The following is a 19,130-nucleotide window of genomic DNA, read 5'->3' as shown; positions in this document are numbered from 1 at the left end:
TCAAATTCCATTTCATAATTTTATTAAAAAAGAGAAAAGAACATGTCAGACGAAAGAGTACGATACAGCGATGCTGATCTGCAGGAATTTAAGGCTATTATTAAAGAAAAAATAGAAAAAGCTGAAAATGATTTGAAACTGATTAGAGAAAGTTTCATCAATGATCAGAATAACGGGACTGATGATACTTCCCCAACGTTCAAGGCATTTGAAGAAGGTGCTGAAACGTTGAGCAAGGAGCAAAATTCTATTTTGGCAGGAAGACAGGAAAAATTTGTACGTGATCTTAAAAATGCTTTAATAAGAATTGAAAATAAAACATACGGCGTTTGCAGAGTAACGGGTAAGCTGATCCCTAAAGAAAGGCTTCTGGCAGTTCCTCACGCTACGCTGAGCATTGAAGCGAAAAATATGCAGAAATAACCGTAAGGTTAGTTAAAATAAATTTGGGTTTATATCGTATTTCATGAAATACTTTATAAACCTAATTTTTAATTTATATCCATGAGCGAATTCTTAATTTTATTAATTATCATCGTTGTCATTTTAGGATTTTTCAACAGAGAATGGATCAGGAACAGATTTTTTTCTTCTCCACAAAAAAATTATACAATTGATGATCAGTTTAATTCTGATAAGCGCGAGAGGGAAAAAGAAATCGACAAGCTTTTAAGCAAAATGGGCAAGAACGGAGTCAATGATTTGTCTCCAAAAGACAGAAAAAGGCTTGATGAGTTGTCTAAAAAATGAAAAATTACAGTAAAAATGGAATCCATAATCGTCCACACCAAAAATGCAATGGAATTGAATGCACTGAAAAGTGTATTGAAAGAAATGAATATCAAATTTGAGAAGTTCCATACCAAGAATACACATCATAATGAGAAAACGATCAAAAAAATCGTTGAGAAAAAAAACGAAAAAATAGGAAAACCGTCAAAACCAAAAGGATTGTAATGAAAAAAATAGTATTGGTAACTTTTCTTATTTTATTAATAGATCAGGCTTCAAAAATCTACATTAAAACACATTTCAATCTGGATGACAGCATTTCCGTATTGCCGGGATTCAAGCTGACTTTCGTGGAAAATCCGGGAATGGCTTACGGGCTTCATTTCGGTGGTGTAATCGGGAAATATTTCCTTGTAATTGTAAGGATTTTCCTTATTGGAGGAATGATTTATTTATTTAAAAAATGGCTGCAGCGCGGAGAATCCAATTATCTGCTGATCCCTATGGCCATGATTTTTGCCGGTGCAATAGGCAACCTGATTGACGGTATGTTCTACGGATTGATTTTCGACAGCGGAACGGTATATGACCCAAGCATTGACCGGTGGATCGGATACGGCGGAGTTTCCAAATTCGTTCCCTTCGGTGAAGGCTATTCTTCTTTCATGAGAGGCTGCGTTGTGGATATGCTCCACTTCCCTCTTGTTGACTGGAACGTCCCTGAAAGCTGGCCTTTAATAGGAGGAAAACATATTGAATTTTTCAAATATATATTCAATGTTGCAGATTCTGCCATCACTGTAGGAGCTGTATTATTGTTGCTGTTCAGAAAAAAAGCATTCCCGAACGGCCTCGAATTTTAGAATATTTTACACCTGATGAAAAGATTAATTAAAAATATTTTTAAAATTTTCCTGCTTCTATTGGTTGCAGGAATTATTTTTATTGCCTGGGCGAATTATTCCATCAAAAAAGATACTGAAGCTTATATCTTTTACAACATTTCAGATATTCCGGAAACAAAGACAGCCCTGCTTCTGGGAACCAGTAAAAATCTGAACAGCGGGCTTCCGAATGCTTATTTTTATAACAGAATTCAGGCAGCCGTGGACTTGTACAAAAGCGGAAAAATAAAATACATCATCGTAAGCGGAGACAACAGCACGAAGGATTATAATGAGCCGGAAGATATGCTCTTGACTTTAAATAAATATGGCATTCCCCAGGACAGAATTTTTCTGGATCATGCAGGTTTCAGAACACTGGATTCTGTAGTGAGGGCTAAAGAAATTTTCGGGCAGACAAAACTGATTATTATTTCACAGAAGTTTCATAATGAAAGAGCTGTATTTTTGGCTAAGCATAATGGAATTGACGCCTTTGGCTACAATGCTAAAGATGTCAATAAATATGCGGGCTTTAAAACTAATATCAGGGAATACCTGGCTAAAGCAAAGGCCTATTATGATTTGCTTGTGGGCGTTGAGCCGAAGTTCGGAGGGGAGAAAATTCTGATTCCTTAATTAAAATATTTTTTAACCACAGATTAGCATAAATTTTCACAGATGTTTATGTTCTAATTCATTTTAAAAAATATGCGCAGTCATCTGTGAAAATTTATGCTAATCTGTGGTATAACTTTATTATACATTGAATCGATTCTCTTAAATTTGCAATTCATTAATTTTAAATATAAACTTTAAACAATGTCAAGAATTCTTACCGGCATTCAAGCCACCGGAACACCGCACCTTGGTAATTTACTGGGTGCAATTATTCCTGCAATTGAGCTATCAAAACAGGAAGGAAATGAATCTTTTTTATTTATCGCAAACCTGCATTCTTTAACACAGATAAAAAATGCAGCCGAACTTAGACAAAATACCTACGAGATTGCTGCGGCTTGGCTTGCTTGTGGGCTGGATACAGAAAAAACATTTTTTTACAGACAGAGTGATATCCCTGAAACCTGTGAACTTTCTTGGCATTTATCATGTTTTTTTCCTTACCAGAGATTAACGCTTGCACACTCTTTTAAAGATAAGGCAGACAGGCTCCAAGATGTGAATGCAGGATTATTTACCTACCCGATATTAATGGCTGCTGATATTTTACTGTATGATGCAGAGATTGTTCCTGTAGGAAAAGACCAGCTTCAGCATTTGGAAATTGCCCGCGATGTCGCTTCAAGATTTAATAATCAGATGGGTGAAGTATTGGTATTGCCACAGGCTGAGCTTCAGGAAAACACAAAATATGTACCCGGAATTGACGGTCACAAAATGTCTAAATCCAGAGGAAATATCATTAATATTTTCCTGCCTGAAAAGGAGCTGAAAAAGCAGGTAATGAGCATTGAAACAGATTCCAAATCACTGGAAGAGCCTAAAGATCCTGAAACGGATAAGGTTTTTGCCATCTATCAGCTGATTGCAACTCCTGAACAGACAGAAGAATTAAGAGCAAAATACCTTGCCGGGAATTTCGGTTACGGGCATGCTAAGAAAGAGCTTTTAGACTTAATTCTTACAAGGTTCGAAAAGGAAAGGGAAGCATTCAGTTATTACATGAATAATCTTGATGAGCTGGAAGCAAAACTTCAGGAAGGAGCTGCAAAAACACGTGTAATTGCCCTTGAAACTATTAAAAGGGTAAGAGAAAGCTTAGGAATTTAATACAAAGCGGCCTGCTATTTTTCTTTTTTAAGAATAAAATAATGCATTCCGCCTTCAAACTCATAAACAATATCCCAGCCGGGATATTGTTTTATTATGGTCTTGATGATAGACAGCCCCAAACCTGTTGAATTCTGGTCTGCTCCCTGCTTATAAAAACGGTTAAAGATCTGAAATTTGTCCAGCGAAGCCTCCGAGCCGGTATTTTGAAAGATCAGCCTTCTTTTTTCCGTAATGATATTTATAAAACCTTTCGGATTGGTATATTTTACTGCATTTTTAAGTAAATTCGAAAGTAAAATATTAGCCAGATCAGGATCAAAAACAGCCTCAAAATTTTCTTTTTCAACAATATTTACATCGATCTTTTTAAATTCAATAAAATCTTCGTAGCTTTTAACCAGTTCGGAAATCAATGAATTAAAATTTAGGCTTGATGCTTTATTGTATTGATTATTCTCAATCTTAGAGAGCATTAACAAAGATTTATTTAGTCCTGCCATTCTTCTCAGGTCATTCTTAATTTCGGTGAGAAAATTCATATTTTTTTTATCCAGATTTTCATTCTGAATAGAAAGATCAATTTTATTGATTGCAATAGCTAAAGGAGTCTGCAATTCATGAGAAGCATTTTCTATGAACTGTTTTTGCTGATGAAAAACAAGCTCATTTCGCTCAATCATTTCATCTATTTCCATATTCAGCTCTTCAAATTCTGTGATGGAATAATTTTGAGGAGCGAGCGAAGAATCCGGCACACCGAACTGATATTTTTTAAGCTTATCCAAAATCGAATAAAAAGGACGCATAGCTTTGTTCAACAAAAAACCATTGACCGCAATAATACTGATAACCAACATGATATAAAGCACAACCAAAGCTGTTGTAAGGTCATACACAAGTTCATCCTCTTCTACCGTAGAAGCTCTGATTTCCAGTTTCTGATGCTTCCCAAACTGATCAATAAAATCCGTTTCCAGGACACGGTATGGCTGATCCTGATCGTCATACTCCATGTAGAAGAATTTGTTGTAAAATTTATTTTTATCTTTATAATCAGAAGGGGAAACCGGAGTTATCTTAAATTCATTAAATCCAAACTCATCACTTTTTAATAGCTTTTCATCTAGATAAACGGCCTTTACAATTTGTATCTTTCTGTCTTTCAGCCCGTCATCCACATTGTCATAGACTTCATCCAGAATATAAGCATAAAAAATCGCGGCCCAAACGGCAATAATCAAAAGGAGAATTCCGACAAGGTATTTTAATGTATAATATTTAAGTGAGACTTTCATTAAATAAATTTATAACCAATTCCGTAGACAGCCTGAAAATCAGCCTCCGAGTTAGATGATTTTAATTTTTTCCGAAGGTTTTTGATCTGTGAATAAATAAAATCCAGACTGTCTGCCTGATCAATATAATCTCCCCAGATTGCTTCTGCAAGCATGGTTTTCTGTAGTGTTTTTTCCGGATGAATAACAAAATAGTATAAAAGGTCGTATTCTTTCCTGTTAAGTATCAATTCATTATCATTAATTTTTACAACTCTGCTTTCAGGATCAATGGAAATATTTTTATAGCTGATAATATTCTCACCATCCTGATTTTTTCTTCTGATAACAGATTTTATCCTCGCCATAAGCTCAGCAAGGTGAAAAGGTTTTGCAAGATAATCGTCAGCTCCTATTTCGAGGCCGTTTACTTTATCGTCCACAGAATCTTTAGCCGACAAAATGATCACCGGATCTTTTTTATGCATGCTTTTAATTTCCTTTAGAAGTTCCATTCCGTTTCCGTCGGGCAGCATAATATCCAAAAGAATACAGTCATACTCATAAGAAATGATTTTATCCAGCCCGGAATTGAAATCTTCGGCATACTCTACTATAAAATGTTCTGATTCAAGAAAATCCTGAACAACATTACGTATTTCCGGTTCATCTTCAATAATTAAAATCTTCATACCCTAACTTTTGCATTTCCTCTTCAGAAAATATTACCTTATTCAAATATATAAAAAAACAACCCCTGCTTAGAGAAGGCTGTTTTTAAGCTTTATATGCTCTTTTTTAAATACTGACCATTTTTATCAAAGAAAAGGCTTAAACCATTCATAAAATTGATTTTATATGCATTAAATTTTTCTTCGATAGAATCTACTACACTACCCGAATGATTTCTTGTAATATAACTAAGGATATTTTGTCTTACATTTCTGTTTATTGTGTTCCAGTTTACCATGACCTTTGATTTTATTTTGTGATAAGCGTGCTTACGCTTCCAGATAATTTTCATAATATTCATTATTTCAGTTAATAATTTTCCTAATCATCAATTCTTTTAAATCTCCCTTTACTATCAAATTCTAGATCAATCCCGTTTGACAATTCTGCCTTATAAGACCATCTTTCTTTTTCTATTTTAGTAATGTAGGTATTTGGAAAGCTTTTGCTAACGTAATTTTTAATGGGTGCCGGAATGAAAGCATTAGGAATTTTCTGATGCTCACCGTTCACTTCTTTCCAGTTTCCTTTACTGTCGAAGTCTACTTTCACACCATTTCCAAGTCTTACTTTATATTCATCTACACCATAAAATTCTTTGTCTTCTATTACCGTACCGATCGCAACACCTTTAAAGTTTGAAACTAAAAATGTTTTTGCCGTTCCCGGTAGCTGGTTTTGACTGATCACACGATCCTGTCCATAAGCTTTCCCGGCAATTAGCGATAACGCTAAAGCCAACCCGACTGTGATTGTTGTCTTCTTTTCCATAATTTTTATTTTGGTAATTATTATGGAGCAAAGTTCTATATCAAATTGGGAAAGAATTAGGAAAGATGAAAATCCTGGAATATTTTTATAAGAAATCCTTTATCTGCAAAAGATGTTTGATAACCTTAAGCCCCTCCTCTACGCGGTTTTCGTTCAAAGCATCAAAGAAAATAACGTCCATTCCGAAACTTTGAGCTCCGATAACATCAGCGATCCAATCGTCACCGATGAGGATACTGTTTTCTTTTGGGGCGTTGGAAAGGTTTAAAGAATATTCAAAAATTTCAGGTCTCGGTTTTCTTACCCCTACTGAATCTGCACTGGTGATAGTTTGAAAATATTTTGCAATTCCCGATAAGATGCATTTTCTTTCCGTTACTTCTTTAAAACCGTTGGAAATTATATGCAAAATGTAGTTTTTAGCTTTAAGATATTCTAAAATATATTCTGCTCCTTCTACAAGTTCATTGTAATTTAAAATTTTATCAAGAAAATGTTCTTCAAAATACATGGAAAGAGATTCATCATCCACCCCAAAATGGTAAAACGTATCATAAAAACGATGCTTTCTCAAATATTCTTTATCAATAATGCCGTCACGGATTTTTTCCCAAAGGGTTTCATTGATCTCATGATAAACAGAATGAAATTCTTCAAAATCAATAGGATACTTTAAGCCGATTTCTTCTTTTTCAAAAAGGTCTTTAATGGTAAGATAGGCATTTCTGCGGTGATCCCAAAGCGTATTGTCCAGGTCAAAAAAAATGTGCTGAATTTTCATACAGCACAAAATTAATTTTAATTTTTGGAAATCGGGTAATTCTTACTCTTGGTTTTCATAACCTCCAGATTCTTTGAAAAATTGAGCAAAAACTCAATGGTTTCTTTTTTAGGATTCAAAGTTGTCACTTTTAGGGAATCATTTTTTCTCATAGGCGATAAATGTTTTTCCTTAAAACGAGAATTTCCCGAAATTATTATCTATCTGGTCAAGATAATATTATTTTCATCCATGATTTTTCTCAGGTTGATCAAAGCGTACCGTACCCTTCCCAACGTGGTATTGATACTCATATCTGTATGATCTGCTATTTCTTTAAAGCTTAACCCGTCAAAAAACCTAAGTTTAATCACCTCCTGCTGGTTTAGCGGCAGGAATTGAAGCATTCTCAGAAGATCTTCCTGGATTTGGTTTGTTACCAGCTGATCCTCGATATTTTCCGAAGGCTCTCTCAACAGATCAAAAATAGAATATTCATCTGTTTCGAAAGTAGTTTCCGAAACTTTAATGTTTTTTGATTTTGATCTGAAATGGTCTATAATAAGATTGTGGGCGATTCTTTTTGCCCAAAGAATGAACTTTCCTTCTTCGTTGTAGCGTCCTTCTTTCAGCATTACAATGATCTTCATAAATGTATCCTGAAATACATCGTTGGCAAGATCTTCATCATTAATTTTGTAAAAAATGAATGTAAACAGTTCTCTCTGATGACGATGAATGAGGGCTGACAATGCCTCTTCGTCTCCTTTCTGATAAAGGGAAATTAGTAAACTATCCGATTTTGATTTCATAACTTTCTTCTCAATAAATATTTTTGTTGACAATCATACATCCAGATATTTTATCTGGCTATTACTGTAAATACAAAACAATTCTTCAGAGTAAAGTCTAATCAATAGGCGGCACAATTTTTATAGGTGTAAATATAATAAATTTTTAATAACTGTTAACCATTTATTAATTTTTTACAACAAAAATTTAAAAAAAATCAATTAAACATGTCGTGAATGAATACAGTAGGAATATTTAGTGTAAAATTAACATTCAGGCCTTTCAGCTCTTTTCCGTTTATTCCGCTGTTTCCGATAGGGAATGCATATCCTCCGGTAAGGTCTAAAATACCAAAAAGCGTTACCCCGATCTTCGGAGCCACATATTTATTTGTTCCCTCCGCTCCTATCAAAAAATAATAGGAATGATAAAAATCTACATCTTTTTGGAAGTTCAGCAATACATCTGCAGAAACTTTAGGCATGATCGCAAACTTGGAATTTGCAGACCCCATTAAGGCGGAAGCTCCCAAACGGTAAATAACATCATCATTTTTTAAGAAAAGTAATTTCCCTCCTACTTCCCCGAAGCTTTGGTTTTGATAGGTATATCCCACCGTTACCATCTTATGCACTGTATATTGCGCTTTTGCGAACGTGGTCAGAAAAAATAGGCAAAGGATTGCTATAACTGATCTTGCGTTAATCATCTTCAATTTATTTATATGTAAAATTAAAAAAAACTGCCTTACCGAAAGATAAAGCAGTCATTTATTATTAAGAACTTGTTTAAATTATTTTAAAATTTAAAAAATTAAATTCCAAAAGCGGCTTTAATTTCCTCTACTTTATCAAGTTTTTCCCATGTAAAAAACTCAAGACCTTTCAATGTAAGCTCATTTTTCTGTCCTTTATTAAAGGTTTTATCAGCCACATAGCTTTCTCTTCCCATGTGTCCATAAGAAGCCGTATCCTGATAGATTGGGTTTCTTAACTTTAAGTTCTGTTCAATAGCATAAGGTCTTAAATCGAAAATTGTAGAAACTTTTTTAGCGATTTCACCATCATGAAGATCAACTTTTGCAGTTCCGTATGTATTGATATATAAGCCACAAGGCTCAGCAACACCGATAGCGTAAGAAACCTGTACCAAAACCTCATCCGCAACACCTGCAGCCACTAAATTTTTAGCGATATGTCTCGTAGCATAAGCAGCACTTCTGTCTACTTTTGAAGGATCTTTTCCAGAGAAAGCACCACCACCGTGAGCTCCTTTTCCTCCGTAGGTATCTACGATGATTTTTCTTCCCGTAAGACCTGTATCTCCGTGAGGACCCCCGATTACAAATTTTCCTGTAGGGTTGATATGATATTTGATCTGATCGTTAAACAACGCTTTAATTTCCTCTGTCTGCTGAGCAACAACTCTTGGAATCAAAATATTTTTGATGTCTTCTCTGATTTTGTTCAGCATCTCTTCTTCTGCAGCAAAATCATCATGCTGTGTAGAAACTACGATAGAATCTATTCTGATAGGCTTATGATCGTCAGAATATTCAATAGTTACCTGGCTTTTTGCATCCGGACGAAGATATTTAATATCAGAGTTTTCTCTTCTGATTGCAGAAAGCTCTTTAAGAATAGTATGCGCAAGGTCTAATGCTAAAGGCATATAGTTCGCAGTTTCGTTGGTTGCATATCCGAACATCATTCCTTGATCACCAGCACCTTGTGCGTTTGCTTTAGCTTCGAAAGATTCATCAGTTACCACTCTGTCAACACCCTGATTGATGTCCGGAGACTGTTCGTGGATAGCAGAAATAACACCGCAAGAATCACCGTTGAACATATATTCCCCTTTAGTATAACCAATCCCGTTGATCACCTCTCTTGCAATGGTCTGTACATCAAGGTAAGCGTCAGACTTCACTTCACCTGCCAAAACTACCTGCCCTGTTGTAACAAGAGTTTCACAGGCAACTTTTGAAGTTTTGTCGTATGCTAAAAAATGGTCGATTAATGCGTCGGAAATCTGATCGGCAATTTTATCCGGATGTCCTTCTGAAACTGATTCAGATGTAAATAAATAAGACATATTATTCTTTGTTTTAAATTAAAATTAAAAGAAGAAAAATAAGAATAAATTGCCAGGATGCCTAAAAAGAATACTGTTTTAGCATTTTTTTATAGAGGTTGCAATCAGGTCAAATTTTTCCTCGTTCGTAAACGTTGGCAAATTTAAGTACTATTTTTTAATACTCAAAATTTTTGTTTACTAATTATAAAAATCTTTAAATTAACTATTTATCAAACCTTTATCCATGAAAACTACTGAGGTTTCACGCTGATAAATTCTTTAGGATTTTCATGATAATTAAGCTTTTTCTCTAATGAAGTTCTTATAGAGTGAGATAATTCATCAATAATTTTCTGCTTAAACGTTGGTTTGTAGTAAATTATGCTTATTTCTCTGTACGGAAAAGGTTTCTTAAATCTGAATACATTTTCTTTCTGAACTTCCGAAAGCTGGCTCAATGCGAGCTCTGGTAAAATGCTGATTCCCCCTACTTTATCCACCATGTGAACCAAAGTCTGGATATTGGAAGCAAGGAAGTCAAGGTTTTTAGGCTTTAATGTATTTTCCTTAAGATGACAGATATTTTCGAACTGATTTCTCAGGCAGTTTCCTTCTTCAAGAAGCCACACTTTTTCTGCATTCAGCTCTTCGGGAACTACGTAAGAGTTCTTTTTATTCGCTTCGGTATCCGAACTGTAAATCATCAGCTCTTCATTAAACAGGAAATCCTGATAAAATTCATCTGCTGTATCATAAGGTGTGGAAATAATTCCGGCATCAAGCTCACCTGCTTTCAGGGCTTTGATGATGTTGTCCGTAGTCATTTCCTTTACATTCATCTGAATTTTAGGATTTTCTTCAAGGAACTTGAAAATTTCCGTTGGTAAAATAAAAGAAGAAACTGTAGGGATAATTCCCAGATTAATAGTACCTCCTAAGATATTATTTAAAAGATTGGCTTTATTTTTCAGCTCATTGACAGATTCTATAATCACCTTAGCCTGATCTATGATCTGAAGCCCTACATCTGTGGTACGGATAGGGTGCGTAGTTCTGTCGAAAACCTTTACATCCAGTTCGTCCTCAAATTTCTGTATCATCGCACTTAGCGTGGGTTGTGTAATGAAGCATGCCTGTGCTGCTTTCCCAAAATGTTTGTACTTATCTACGGCGATAAGGTACTCCAGTTGCTGAATGTTCATCTGATTAATATTATCTATTACAAAGATATGATGTTTTTGTGATTGGCAATTAAAAATTCAAGTAAATTTGAGATTTAGTACCTTTACATAATTCAACAATAAAACAAATCAATTAGACTAATCATAACCTTATGGATTCTAAGAAATTAACACTAAGCAGCGGCGCTCCATACTACGAACATCAGGACTCCCAAACCGTAGGCCCGAGAGGTCCGGTTTTGCTGCAGGATTTCATACTTCAGGAAAATCTTGCTCACTTTGTGAGAGAAAGAATCCCGGAAAGAATTGTTCACGCAAAAGGAAGCGGAGCTTATGGAAAGTTTACCGTAACACACGATATCAGCCAATATACAAAAGCAAAATTATTTTCAAAAGTTGGGAACTCTTGCAGGATGTTTGCCCGTTTTTCTACCGTAGGCGGAGAGAAAGGAAGCGCAGATACCGCAAGGGATCCGAGAGGTTTTGCCTTAAAATTTTATACAGAAGACGGAAACTGGGATCTGGTAGGTAATAATACACCTGTTTTCTTTATTAAGGATGCCAAAAAATTCCCGGATTTTATTCACACCCAAAAAAGAGTTCCGAAAACAAACCTGAAAAGCGCAACAATGATGTGGGATTTCTGGAGCTTAAATCCTGAATCTCTTCATCAGGTTCTCATTTTGATGTCAGACAGAGGAACGCCTTACGGATACCGTCACATGCATGGTTTTGGATCCCATACCTACTCCATGATTAATGATAAAAATGAAAGAGTATGGGTAAAGTTCCACTTTATTACAAAACAGGGAATTAAAAATTTCTCCAATGAAGAAGCAGTAAAAATGGCCGGAGAAAATCCGGATTTTGCACAGGAAGATCTTTGCAACGCCATTGAAGAAGGTAATTTTCCCAAATGGACAATGTACATCCAGGTAATGACTGAAGAGCAGGCCAGAGACTTCCGATGGAATCCGTTTGACATTACAAAAGTTTGGTTCCATGAAGATTTCCCGATGATTGAAGTAGGTGAAATGGAATTGAATGAAATTCCTGTCAATTATTTTGCACACGTAGAGCAATCTACCTTTTCACCAAGTAATTTAATCAACGGAATCAGCTTTTCTCCTGATAAAATGCTTCAGGGCAGATTATTTTCTTATCCGGATGCCCACAGATACAGAGTAGGAGTAAACGCTCATCAACTGGAAGTGAACAGGTGTCCTTTTGCCGTAAATAACTATCAGAGAGACGGATTTATGGCAGACTCCAGCCAGTATCAGGACAAACCCAATTATCACCCGAACAGCTTTGATGACATCAAACCAGACCCTTCATACAAAAATTATGAATACGAATTGGACAGCGCCCATGTTGCCAATTACAACAGGAATGAAAATGATGATGACCATTACACACAGCCCGGATTATTGTACTCAAAAGCGATGAGCCCGGAAGACAGACAAAATCTTGTAAATAATATTATAGCAAGCATGAAAGGCATTACAGGCCCCAAAAAAGATGAAATCATCAACCGCCAGCTGTGCCATTTTTTCAGAGCCAATATTGAACTTGGCATGAAAGTGGCTTCTCAACTGAATGTCGTTATCGACGCCAATATGATGAACCATTCCAAATAATTACATTAAAAGAATAATTTTAATTAAAAGGAAAAAATATAAAACTTTTTTCCTTTTTTTTGCAAAAAATTTATAATTTGCGGGAAGGTAATATTTTTTAAAGGGAAAAATGAATTACGAAAATATATTATTAAATAAAGAAGATAAAGTAACTACTATTACTATAAACAGACCCGAAAGTTTGAATGCATTAAATGCTCAAACGATTAAGGAAATCAGTTCCGCATTGGACGAATTAAATGCCGACAGTACCTGCAGGGTAATCATTATTACCGGAAGCGGAGAAAAATCTTTCGTTGCCGGGGCAGATATTAAGGAATTCAGTGATTTCGGACAAGAGAAAGCAGAAGAACTTGCGAGAAACGGACAAAATATTTTATTTAATAAAATTGAAAATATGACCAAGCCAGTAATTGCAGCCATAAACGGCTTTGCATTAGGTGGTGGTCTTGAGCTGGCTATGGCATGCCACATCAGATATGCATCAGAAAATGCTAAGCTGGGGCTTCCTGAAGTTACTCTGGGATTAATTCCGGGTTACGGAGGTACACAAAGGCTTCCAAAGCTAGTAGGAAAAGGTATTGCCAATGAAATGATCTTCTCTGCCAAAATGGTTCCTGCCCAAAGAGCAAAGGAAACCGGACTGGTAAACGAGGTCTACCCTATTGAAGAATTATTAGCAAAAACAAAGGAATTAGCAAACGTAATTGCCCACAACTCACCAATGGCAATTTCCAAGGCAATTCAGGCAGTGAACTTATCGGATACGGATAAAGGTTTTGAAACTGAAATAAAATATTTCGGTGAAGTTTTTGAACTTGAAGATAAGAAAGAAGGAGTTTCAGCGTTTTTAGAAAAAAGAAAACCGAATTTCTAGACCTTAATAAATACAAATTATTTCGAAAACAACAATGACGCGGTATGAATAAGTTTGACAAAGCTTATCTAAAAATGGCTCAGGAATGGGCAAAACTATCCTACTGTAAACGAAAGCAGGTAGGAGCTCTTATCGTAAAAGATAGGATGATTATTTCAGATGGTTATAACGGTACTCCTTCAGGGTTTGAAAACTGCTGCGAGGATAATGAAGGGAAAACACACTGGTACGTGCTGCATGCAGAAGCTAATGCAATTTTAAAATTAGCCGCTTCCACACAGTCTGCAAAAGGTGCTACCTTATATCTCACACTTTCACCCTGTAAAGAATGCAGCAAGCTGATTCTCCAAGCCGGTATTACAAGGCTGGTGTATATCAATGAGTATTCGGATGACGACGGGATATCGTTTTTAAGAAACCATAATATTGAAATAGAACAAATTTCGGATAGTGAATTAAAAAAATAACACAACATGACTTGGGATGAAAAAATTAAGGATTTTGAAATCTTTCTTCGTTTCGAAAGGAATTTTTCAGAAAACACACTCGACGCCTACGTACGAGACATCAAAAAATTAAAAGAATACGCACAGGAGGACCTGGAAAACATAGGTCCGGATGCTATTGAGTACGAAAACCTGCAGGAATACATCTTCAACCTTTCCAAACAAAAGTTCAGCGAAAGGTCTCAGGCAAGATGGATCTCTTCCATCAAAGCATTCTTTAAATTCTTACTTGAAGACGAATATCGTGAAGATAATCCGGCTTCTTTATTGGAAGGGCCAAAGTTGGGATTGTATCTTCCGGATACCTTAAGCCTTCCGGATATCAACAAAATTATCAGCGCCATTGAAGTAAATTCTGATCTCGGAAAGAGAAACCAGTGCATCATTGAAGTGCTGTACGGATGCGGGCTGCGTGTTTCGGAACTTATTGATCTTAAAATTTCCAATATTAATTTTAAAGAACAGTACATCAAAGTAAACGGAAAAGGAAATAAAACCCGTTTCGTTCCTTTGGCAGACTATACCGCAGAATTGCTCGCAGGGTACATCAAAGAGGTGCGTTCTAAAAACAAAATCAATAAAAAATACGAAGATACTCTATTCCTGAACAGCAGAGGAACTTCCATGTCCAGGGTAATTGTATTTTTAATTATAAAAGAATTAACAGATAAAGCGGGGGTAAGCAAGAAAATATCACCACACACCTTCAGGCACTCATTTGCCACCCATTTGCTTCAGAATGGTGCAGATCTTCGTTATATCCAGGAAATGCTGGGACATTCCAGTATTACCACAACGGAAATCTATACGCATTTGAAAACAGAAGAGCTTCGTGATGTGATTTTAAGCTACCATCCGAGAAATATGAATGTAACTCAATGAAAATATTGAAATACTGCCCAAGCTGCGGCAAAGAATCTCTACAATGGGACGGCGAAAAAAAATGGAGCTGTCCCAACTGTAGTTTCACTTTATACAACAATGTGGCCGGTGCAGTAGCCGTAGTCATAAGGCATAAGGATGAAATCTACCTTACCAGGAGAAACAGAGACCCGAAAAAGGGCAAACTGGATCTTGCGGGAGGATTTGTTGATCCCAAAGAAAGTGCGGAAGAAACATGTAAAAGAGAGCTTTTTGAAGAATTACAGCTTGACGTGGATATTTCAAATTTAAAATACTTAACCAGCCTTCCGAATGTTTACCAATACAAAGAGATTGATTACAATACCATTGATCTTTTTTACGAGTATAATGTTCCGGAAAAGTTTGAGGTGAATCTGGAACTTTCTGAAATCTCAGAAGCGGTATGGATTCCTTTGAAAAAGCTGAATTTAGAAGATCTTGCTTTTGATTCTCAGAAGAAGTTCTTTGAAGAGTATTTGAGAAATATTTAATCTGGTTTAGAATACACTTACCACGGATCCCACAGATTTTCACAGATGCTTATGTTTAACTGTCTTTAAAATGGTTATGCGTAGTCATCTGTGAAAATCTGTAAAATCCGTGGTCTTTTTATTTAAACTAATAAGCTTTTGATTTCAGCATCTCATCAAAGTATTTCACCAATAAAGTTCTTTCCGCTTCGGAAAGATTGGCTTCTTTGTGATACACAATATACCCCGGCATCGGCATTGTTTTATTCTGAATGGTCTGTATAGATTTATTCAGCATGCTTTCCTTTAAATCTTTATTATAGGTTTCCCAGACGGAAAAATTCAGATGTTCCCGGCCTTCATTGATATGACTTTTCACCGACCATGAAATTGGGGCAATATAGGCGTATTTCGGGTAAACTGTCTCATCGGAATGACAGTCGTAGCAGGCATTTTTTATCAATCCTGATATCTTTTGCGGTGTTTTTTTAGCATCTACAAAATTTACTTTATGATCTACCGGTTTGTTCGTTTTATCTGTAGGAATAAATTGGATCAATGCAAAGCCTAATAAACTCCAGAAAAGTATTTTTTTAAAAGTTTTCATTACCTCGTTGGTGTCAATACAGCTTTATCAGTCTGCAATTCTTTTGTTTTTAGGTCTTGTTTCGGCTGTTGGGAATCTGTTTTCGGAACGCTCAGCTTTGATGTATCCAAAACTCTTGTATCTTTCAGATCCCATGCTTCATTGCTGTCCCAAAGCGGCCTTACAACCACCATTTTATAATAAGTATAGGAATCTTCCGCAAAAACACCATTCAGGAAGTCTGCTTCGTCCCAATATTTATTTTCATTGTTATCTACAAGAATTCTTACAATATATTCTCCCGGTTTAAGTAAGTTAAATTTAACTTCATCACCTTTCGTATACTGCTGGAAAAGAACTTTATCCGAGCTGTCTACCAACTGAATCCAGTAGCTGGAAGTTGGTGCATTTTGCAGCTTGAAGGTTAAGCTTCCAAAATTCTCCACTTTATCAATCTCAAAATCAAAACGTTTCGACTGGCTGTTTCTTGCATAAAAAGATGAAACGGTTTCTTTAGGAACGGTAAGCTGATATTTTTTCCCCGAAATAAAATCAGATTTCACCAAAATCTGGTAAGGATTAGTTTCAGAGATTTTCGCAGTAAAAGGGACGGAATTGATGGAATCTCCTTCCGTTCTCAATGTCCATTTGTCTGTATTGATTTTATCTAAATAATAATTTGAGCTCATTTTAAAATCAGCTTTCGGAGCCAGCATTCCGCCTCCATTATCACTGTTAATGTCCATTGTACTTTTTGTATTGTACTTATAAAACAGCGAGGCATTGTAAAGAGTATCTTTTTTTACCCCTGCATTATATCCGAATTTCAAATTTTCCGTTGCCGTTTGCCCAACGTCACTTTTCACAGGATCAAACCAGATTCTCACCGTATCTGATTTAGGTGTGTGTGTAACTTTAAAATCCTTGATTTTTTCATTTAAAGGCTGAACTTTTACCTCATCAGGCTTTCCTTCGAACGTCATAATAACTCCGCCCGGCGCTTCTTTCATCTCAAGATATTTTACCGGTTTTTTTGATGGAAATAATTTTAGATTCAACCCGGAAACTGATTTTTCAACATCCACGGATTCCTTTTGAAAACCTACTTTTTCTTTTCCTGGATCATATATTGAATTACCGTTTTCATCTTCAAAGGCAATGATTTTGTATTTTCCGGGAGCCAGGTAATTTAATTCATAATAAGCGTCATCATCTACTTTTGTGATATAATATGGCTTTTGCTTATAGTCAATAGTATCTTTTACCTGATATAAACCTACTACAAACTTATTTTCGCCCGGTTTTTTAATAGACAAAGCATCTTTAACTTCCCCGCTGATATACAGATCATCCAATTTTTCTCCCGTAGAAAATGCAAAATTAAAGTAACGTAAAACATTCGCTTCATTATTATCTGCTATGGCATTCCCGAAATTGAAATTATAAGTAGTATTGGCCTTTAAAGTATCACTCCACTGGATCAGAATAAACTTATTGGCAATATTGGAAGGAATGATCCGGGTAATGTTTTTAATGGGAGGTGAGATGCTTAAATTTTTATTGACATCTTTCAATGTTACATATTCATCAAAATCGATTCGCAATTCTTTAATATCCCGGGGAACATTAATCCTTGCACTATCAATATTTGAACTCAAAAATTTCGGAGCCAGCGTATCTTTTGCCCCGCCTACAGGCGAACCAACTCTTGCACATGATTGCAAAAGAAAACCGATAACGAATAAAAGAAGAAGTCTTTTCATGAATATGTTTAAGCAAAAATAAACATTATTCTCCATAAACTTCACTATGACCGCTCAATGTGTCTTTTTCATCGCTCATAATGCTGTGAAGCTTGTCTTTCTGTGCCGGAAAATCCTCGAATAAACCTGATAAAGCCAAAGCAGTATATACCCTGTTTGAATATTTATTTCCGATAGCAACAATAGTAACCTTAGATTTCAGCAAATGTGCAAAAACGGAATTCGTCCCGTGCCACCAGCCATTGTGATAGGTCAGCTTTTCTCCATTATCAAAAATTTTCATCCTGAAGCCTAGACCATAATTATTAACTCCAAATTTTTCATTGCTGTAGGGAGTGAAAACCATTTCCTTCAAATCCTGATTTAAAAAATCCTTAGAAAACATAGCTTTTGAGAAATTATATAAATCTCTTGGCGTTGTATAGACATTTTTATCTCCATAAATAAGATCCAGCCTGTCTAAAGGATACAGCCTGTTCCCTCCATAATAAAAAGACTGGGAAGCTGTAGGAATATCTTTTTCCTGAAAAATAAAGGTGTTTTTCATTTTTAATGGCTCAAAAACCATTTCTTTCATAGCTTGCGGAAAAGGCTTTTTAGTTATTTTTTCTATCAATAAAGCCAGTAGGGCATAATTTGTATTGCAGTACATAAAGCCTGTATCAGTTTCCCTTGCGAGCTCAGGCTTATATTTAATAATCATATTTAATACATCCTGGTTCGTAATGAACGTCTTTGAGAGCTCCGCGGGAGCCGGCTGTATCTTTGTGATGAAGTATTCGTATTTTGGAAGACCACTTCTCTGGTCCAGTAAAGTTTTAACGGTAACATTCGGGTAAGGAAAACCCGGGAAAAAGTTTGTTAAATGATCTGACAGTTTTATTTTTCCTGCTTCTACCAATTTCAATATCGCCATCGCAGTTAATGTTTTAGAAACAGAAGCTACATGAAGCGGTGTGTTTTTATCAATTGATTTCTGATTATCTTCTCTGGCAAAACCTCTGTAGTTTTCATAAAGAATTTCGTCTCCTTTTGCTACCAAAATTCCACCGCTAAGATTGCTCCCTTCCCAGACCCTCTTATAATACTGGTCTATATACCTTACTAAAGTAGATTTATCCGAAATTTCACTATCCGCTTTTGTGAAAACGTTTTTAAGATCTACGTTTCCATAATTGGGAAGATCAGTGCTGCTTTCAGCAACAGTTTCTTTGTTTTCAGATTTATTTTTACAGGAAAAAAGGAATAAAAAGGCAGTTAAAACAAATACAAAATTACGCTTCTTCATGAGTTTCGAAAATGAGCGGCAATTTAATAAAACTGAAAATAAATAATATATTTTGAGTAGGAATTATGAATTATTTAACACAAAAAGAAATGGCTGGAAAG

General features: G+C 35.7%; 23 protein-coding genes. 11 read left to right on the top strand and 12 right to left on the bottom strand.

All coding sequences use genetic code 11. The features are described 5' to 3' along the window. Nucleotides 1-42 precede the first annotated feature (42 nt). The 6 genes from H560_RS0104285 (at nt 43) to trpS (ending at nt 3,407) form a co-directional block, all read left to right on the top strand. Nucleotides 43-423, top strand: coding sequence for a TraR/DksA family transcriptional regulator (locus H560_RS0104285; RefSeq protein WP_027378898.1), 381 nt, complete (start codon nt 43-45; stop codon nt 421-423). Nucleotides 424-504: 81 nt separating this feature from the next. Continuing rightward, nucleotides 505-750: a DUF6576 domain-containing protein gene (locus tag H560_RS0104280; protein ID WP_027378897.1), complete on the top strand. Its 246-nt coding sequence runs from the start codon at nt 505-507 to the stop codon at nt 748-750. Nucleotides 751-765: 15 nt separating this feature from the next. Further along, nucleotides 766-957, top strand: a complete 192-nt coding sequence (locus H560_RS0104275; RefSeq protein WP_027378896.1) for a DUF2683 family protein — start codon at nt 766-768, stop codon at nt 955-957. Next, nucleotides 957-1,595: a lipoprotein signal peptidase gene (locus tag H560_RS0104270; RefSeq protein ID WP_027378895.1), complete on the top strand. Its 639-nt coding sequence runs from the start codon at nt 957-959 to the stop codon at nt 1,593-1,595. Before H560_RS0104275 ends, H560_RS0104270 begins: the two co-directional genes overlap by 1 nt. A 15-nt stretch (nt 1,596-1,610) precedes the next feature. Next, a complete protein-coding gene (locus H560_RS0104265; protein WP_027378894.1) occupies nt 1,611-2,255 on the top strand; it encodes a SanA/YdcF family protein in 645 nt (214 codons plus the stop codon). A gap of 183 nt (nt 2,256-2,438) precedes the next feature. Further along, nucleotides 2,439-3,407 (top strand): tryptophan--tRNA ligase, encoded by a 969-nt coding sequence (trpS, locus tag H560_RS0104260; RefSeq protein WP_027378893.1) that lies wholly within the window; start codon nt 2,439-2,441, stop codon nt 3,405-3,407. A 14-nt stretch (nt 3,408-3,421) separates the two neighbouring features. On the opposite strand, the gene H560_RS0104255 is transcribed toward trpS, so the two are convergent. The 9 genes from H560_RS0104255 to H560_RS0104210 all read right to left on the bottom strand — a co-directional run bounded on the left by H560_RS0104255 (nt 3,422) and on the right by H560_RS0104210 (nt 11,017). After that, nucleotides 3,422-4,705 carry a sensor histidine kinase gene (locus H560_RS0104255; protein ID WP_027378892.1) on the bottom strand — a complete coding sequence of 428 codons (1,284 nt, stop codon included), beginning with the start codon at nt 4,703-4,705 and terminating at the stop codon, nt 3,422-3,424. Continuing rightward, entirely contained in the window at nt 4,705-5,376 is a 672-nt protein-coding gene (locus tag H560_RS0104250) for a response regulator transcription factor (protein WP_027378891.1), read from the bottom strand. The genes H560_RS0104255 and H560_RS0104250 overlap by 1 nt, the downstream gene beginning before the upstream one ends. Before the next feature lie 92 nt (nt 5,377-5,468). Beyond that, nucleotides 5,469-5,708 (bottom strand): hypothetical protein, encoded by a 240-nt coding sequence (locus H560_RS0104245; RefSeq protein WP_155844955.1) that lies wholly within the window; start codon nt 5,706-5,708, stop codon nt 5,469-5,471. A 29-nt stretch (nt 5,709-5,737) separates the two neighbouring features. After that, nucleotides 5,738-6,187 carry a PepSY-like domain-containing protein gene (locus tag H560_RS0104240; RefSeq protein ID WP_051289136.1) on the bottom strand — a complete coding sequence of 150 codons (450 nt, stop codon included), beginning with the start codon at nt 6,185-6,187 and terminating at the stop codon, nt 5,738-5,740. Between the two features lie 85 nt (nt 6,188-6,272). Beyond that, nucleotides 6,273-6,968 carry a YjjG family noncanonical pyrimidine nucleotidase gene (locus H560_RS0104235; RefSeq protein WP_027378888.1) on the bottom strand — a complete coding sequence of 232 codons (696 nt, stop codon included), beginning with the start codon at nt 6,966-6,968 and terminating at the stop codon, nt 6,273-6,275. A 200-nt stretch (nt 6,969-7,168) separates the two neighbouring features. After that, nucleotides 7,169-7,759 carry an RNA polymerase sigma factor gene (locus tag H560_RS0104225; protein ID WP_027378887.1) on the bottom strand — a complete coding sequence of 197 codons (591 nt, stop codon included), beginning with the start codon at nt 7,757-7,759 and terminating at the stop codon, nt 7,169-7,171. A 197-nt stretch (nt 7,760-7,956) separates the two neighbouring features. Further along, on the bottom strand, nt 7,957-8,448 hold the full coding sequence (locus H560_RS0104220) for a hypothetical protein (RefSeq protein ID WP_027378886.1): 492 nt from the start codon (nt 8,446-8,448) through the stop codon (nt 7,957-7,959). A 104-nt stretch (nt 8,449-8,552) separates the two neighbouring features. Further along, the gene (metK, locus tag H560_RS0104215) at nt 8,553-9,833 is read right to left on the bottom strand and encodes a methionine adenosyltransferase (protein ID WP_027378885.1); all 1,281 of its coding nucleotides are present in this window, start codon (nt 9,831-9,833) and stop codon (nt 8,553-8,555) included. 233 nt (nt 9,834-10,066) lie between these two features. Further along, the gene (locus tag H560_RS0104210; RefSeq protein WP_027378884.1) at nt 10,067-11,017 is read right to left on the bottom strand and encodes a LysR substrate-binding domain-containing protein; all 951 of its coding nucleotides are present in this window, start codon (nt 11,015-11,017) and stop codon (nt 10,067-10,069) included. Nucleotides 11,018-11,148: 131 nt separating this feature from the next. Here H560_RS0104210 and H560_RS0104205 point away from each other — a divergent pair, with 131 nt between their 5' ends. The 5 genes from H560_RS0104205 (at nt 11,149) to H560_RS0104185 (ending at nt 15,413) form a co-directional block, all read left to right on the top strand. After that, entirely contained in the window at nt 11,149-12,636 is a 1,488-nt protein-coding gene (locus H560_RS0104205) for a catalase (RefSeq protein WP_027378883.1), read from the top strand. Nucleotides 12,637-12,745: 109 nt separating this feature from the next. Then, nucleotides 12,746-13,513 (top strand): enoyl-CoA hydratase-related protein, encoded by a 768-nt coding sequence (locus tag H560_RS0104200; RefSeq protein WP_027378882.1) that lies wholly within the window; start codon nt 12,746-12,748, stop codon nt 13,511-13,513. Between the two features lie 44 nt (nt 13,514-13,557). Next, entirely contained in the window at nt 13,558-13,980 is a 423-nt protein-coding gene (locus tag H560_RS0104195) for a deoxycytidylate deaminase (protein ID WP_027378881.1), read from the top strand. A gap of 6 nt (nt 13,981-13,986) precedes the next feature. Next, entirely contained in the window at nt 13,987-14,901 is a 915-nt protein-coding gene (xerD, locus tag H560_RS0104190) for a site-specific tyrosine recombinase XerD (protein ID WP_027378880.1), read from the top strand. Next, the gene (locus H560_RS0104185) at nt 14,898-15,413 is read left to right on the top strand and encodes an NUDIX hydrolase (protein WP_027378879.1); all 516 of its coding nucleotides are present in this window, start codon (nt 14,898-14,900) and stop codon (nt 15,411-15,413) included. The genes xerD and H560_RS0104185 overlap by 4 nt, the downstream gene beginning before the upstream one ends. A gap of 127 nt (nt 15,414-15,540) precedes the next feature. On the opposite strand, the gene H560_RS0104180 is transcribed toward H560_RS0104185, so the two are convergent. Genes H560_RS0104180 through H560_RS0104170 form a run of 3 tightly spaced genes read right to left on the bottom strand, consistent with a single transcriptional unit; the run spans nt 15,541 to nt 19,029 of the window. Further along, the gene (locus tag H560_RS0104180) at nt 15,541-15,999 is read right to left on the bottom strand and encodes a heme-binding domain-containing protein (RefSeq protein WP_027378878.1); all 459 of its coding nucleotides are present in this window, start codon (nt 15,997-15,999) and stop codon (nt 15,541-15,543) included. Beyond that, entirely contained in the window at nt 15,999-17,741 is a 1,743-nt protein-coding gene (locus H560_RS0104175) for an Ig-like domain-containing protein (protein ID WP_027378877.1), read from the bottom strand. Before H560_RS0104175 ends, H560_RS0104180 begins: the two co-directional genes overlap by 1 nt. A 25-nt stretch (nt 17,742-17,766) precedes the next feature. After that, nucleotides 17,767-19,029: a serine hydrolase domain-containing protein gene (locus H560_RS0104170; protein ID WP_027378876.1), complete on the bottom strand. Its 1,263-nt coding sequence runs from the start codon at nt 19,027-19,029 to the stop codon at nt 17,767-17,769. Nucleotides 19,030-19,130: the final 101 nt, after the last annotated feature.

Origin of the sequence: Chryseobacterium daeguense DSM 19388, assembly GCF_000430825.1 — a bacterium.
Lineage (GTDB): Bacteria > Bacteroidota > Bacteroidia > Flavobacteriales > Weeksellaceae > Chryseobacterium > Chryseobacterium daeguense.
This window is presented reverse-complemented; position numbering and strand designations above follow the sequence as displayed.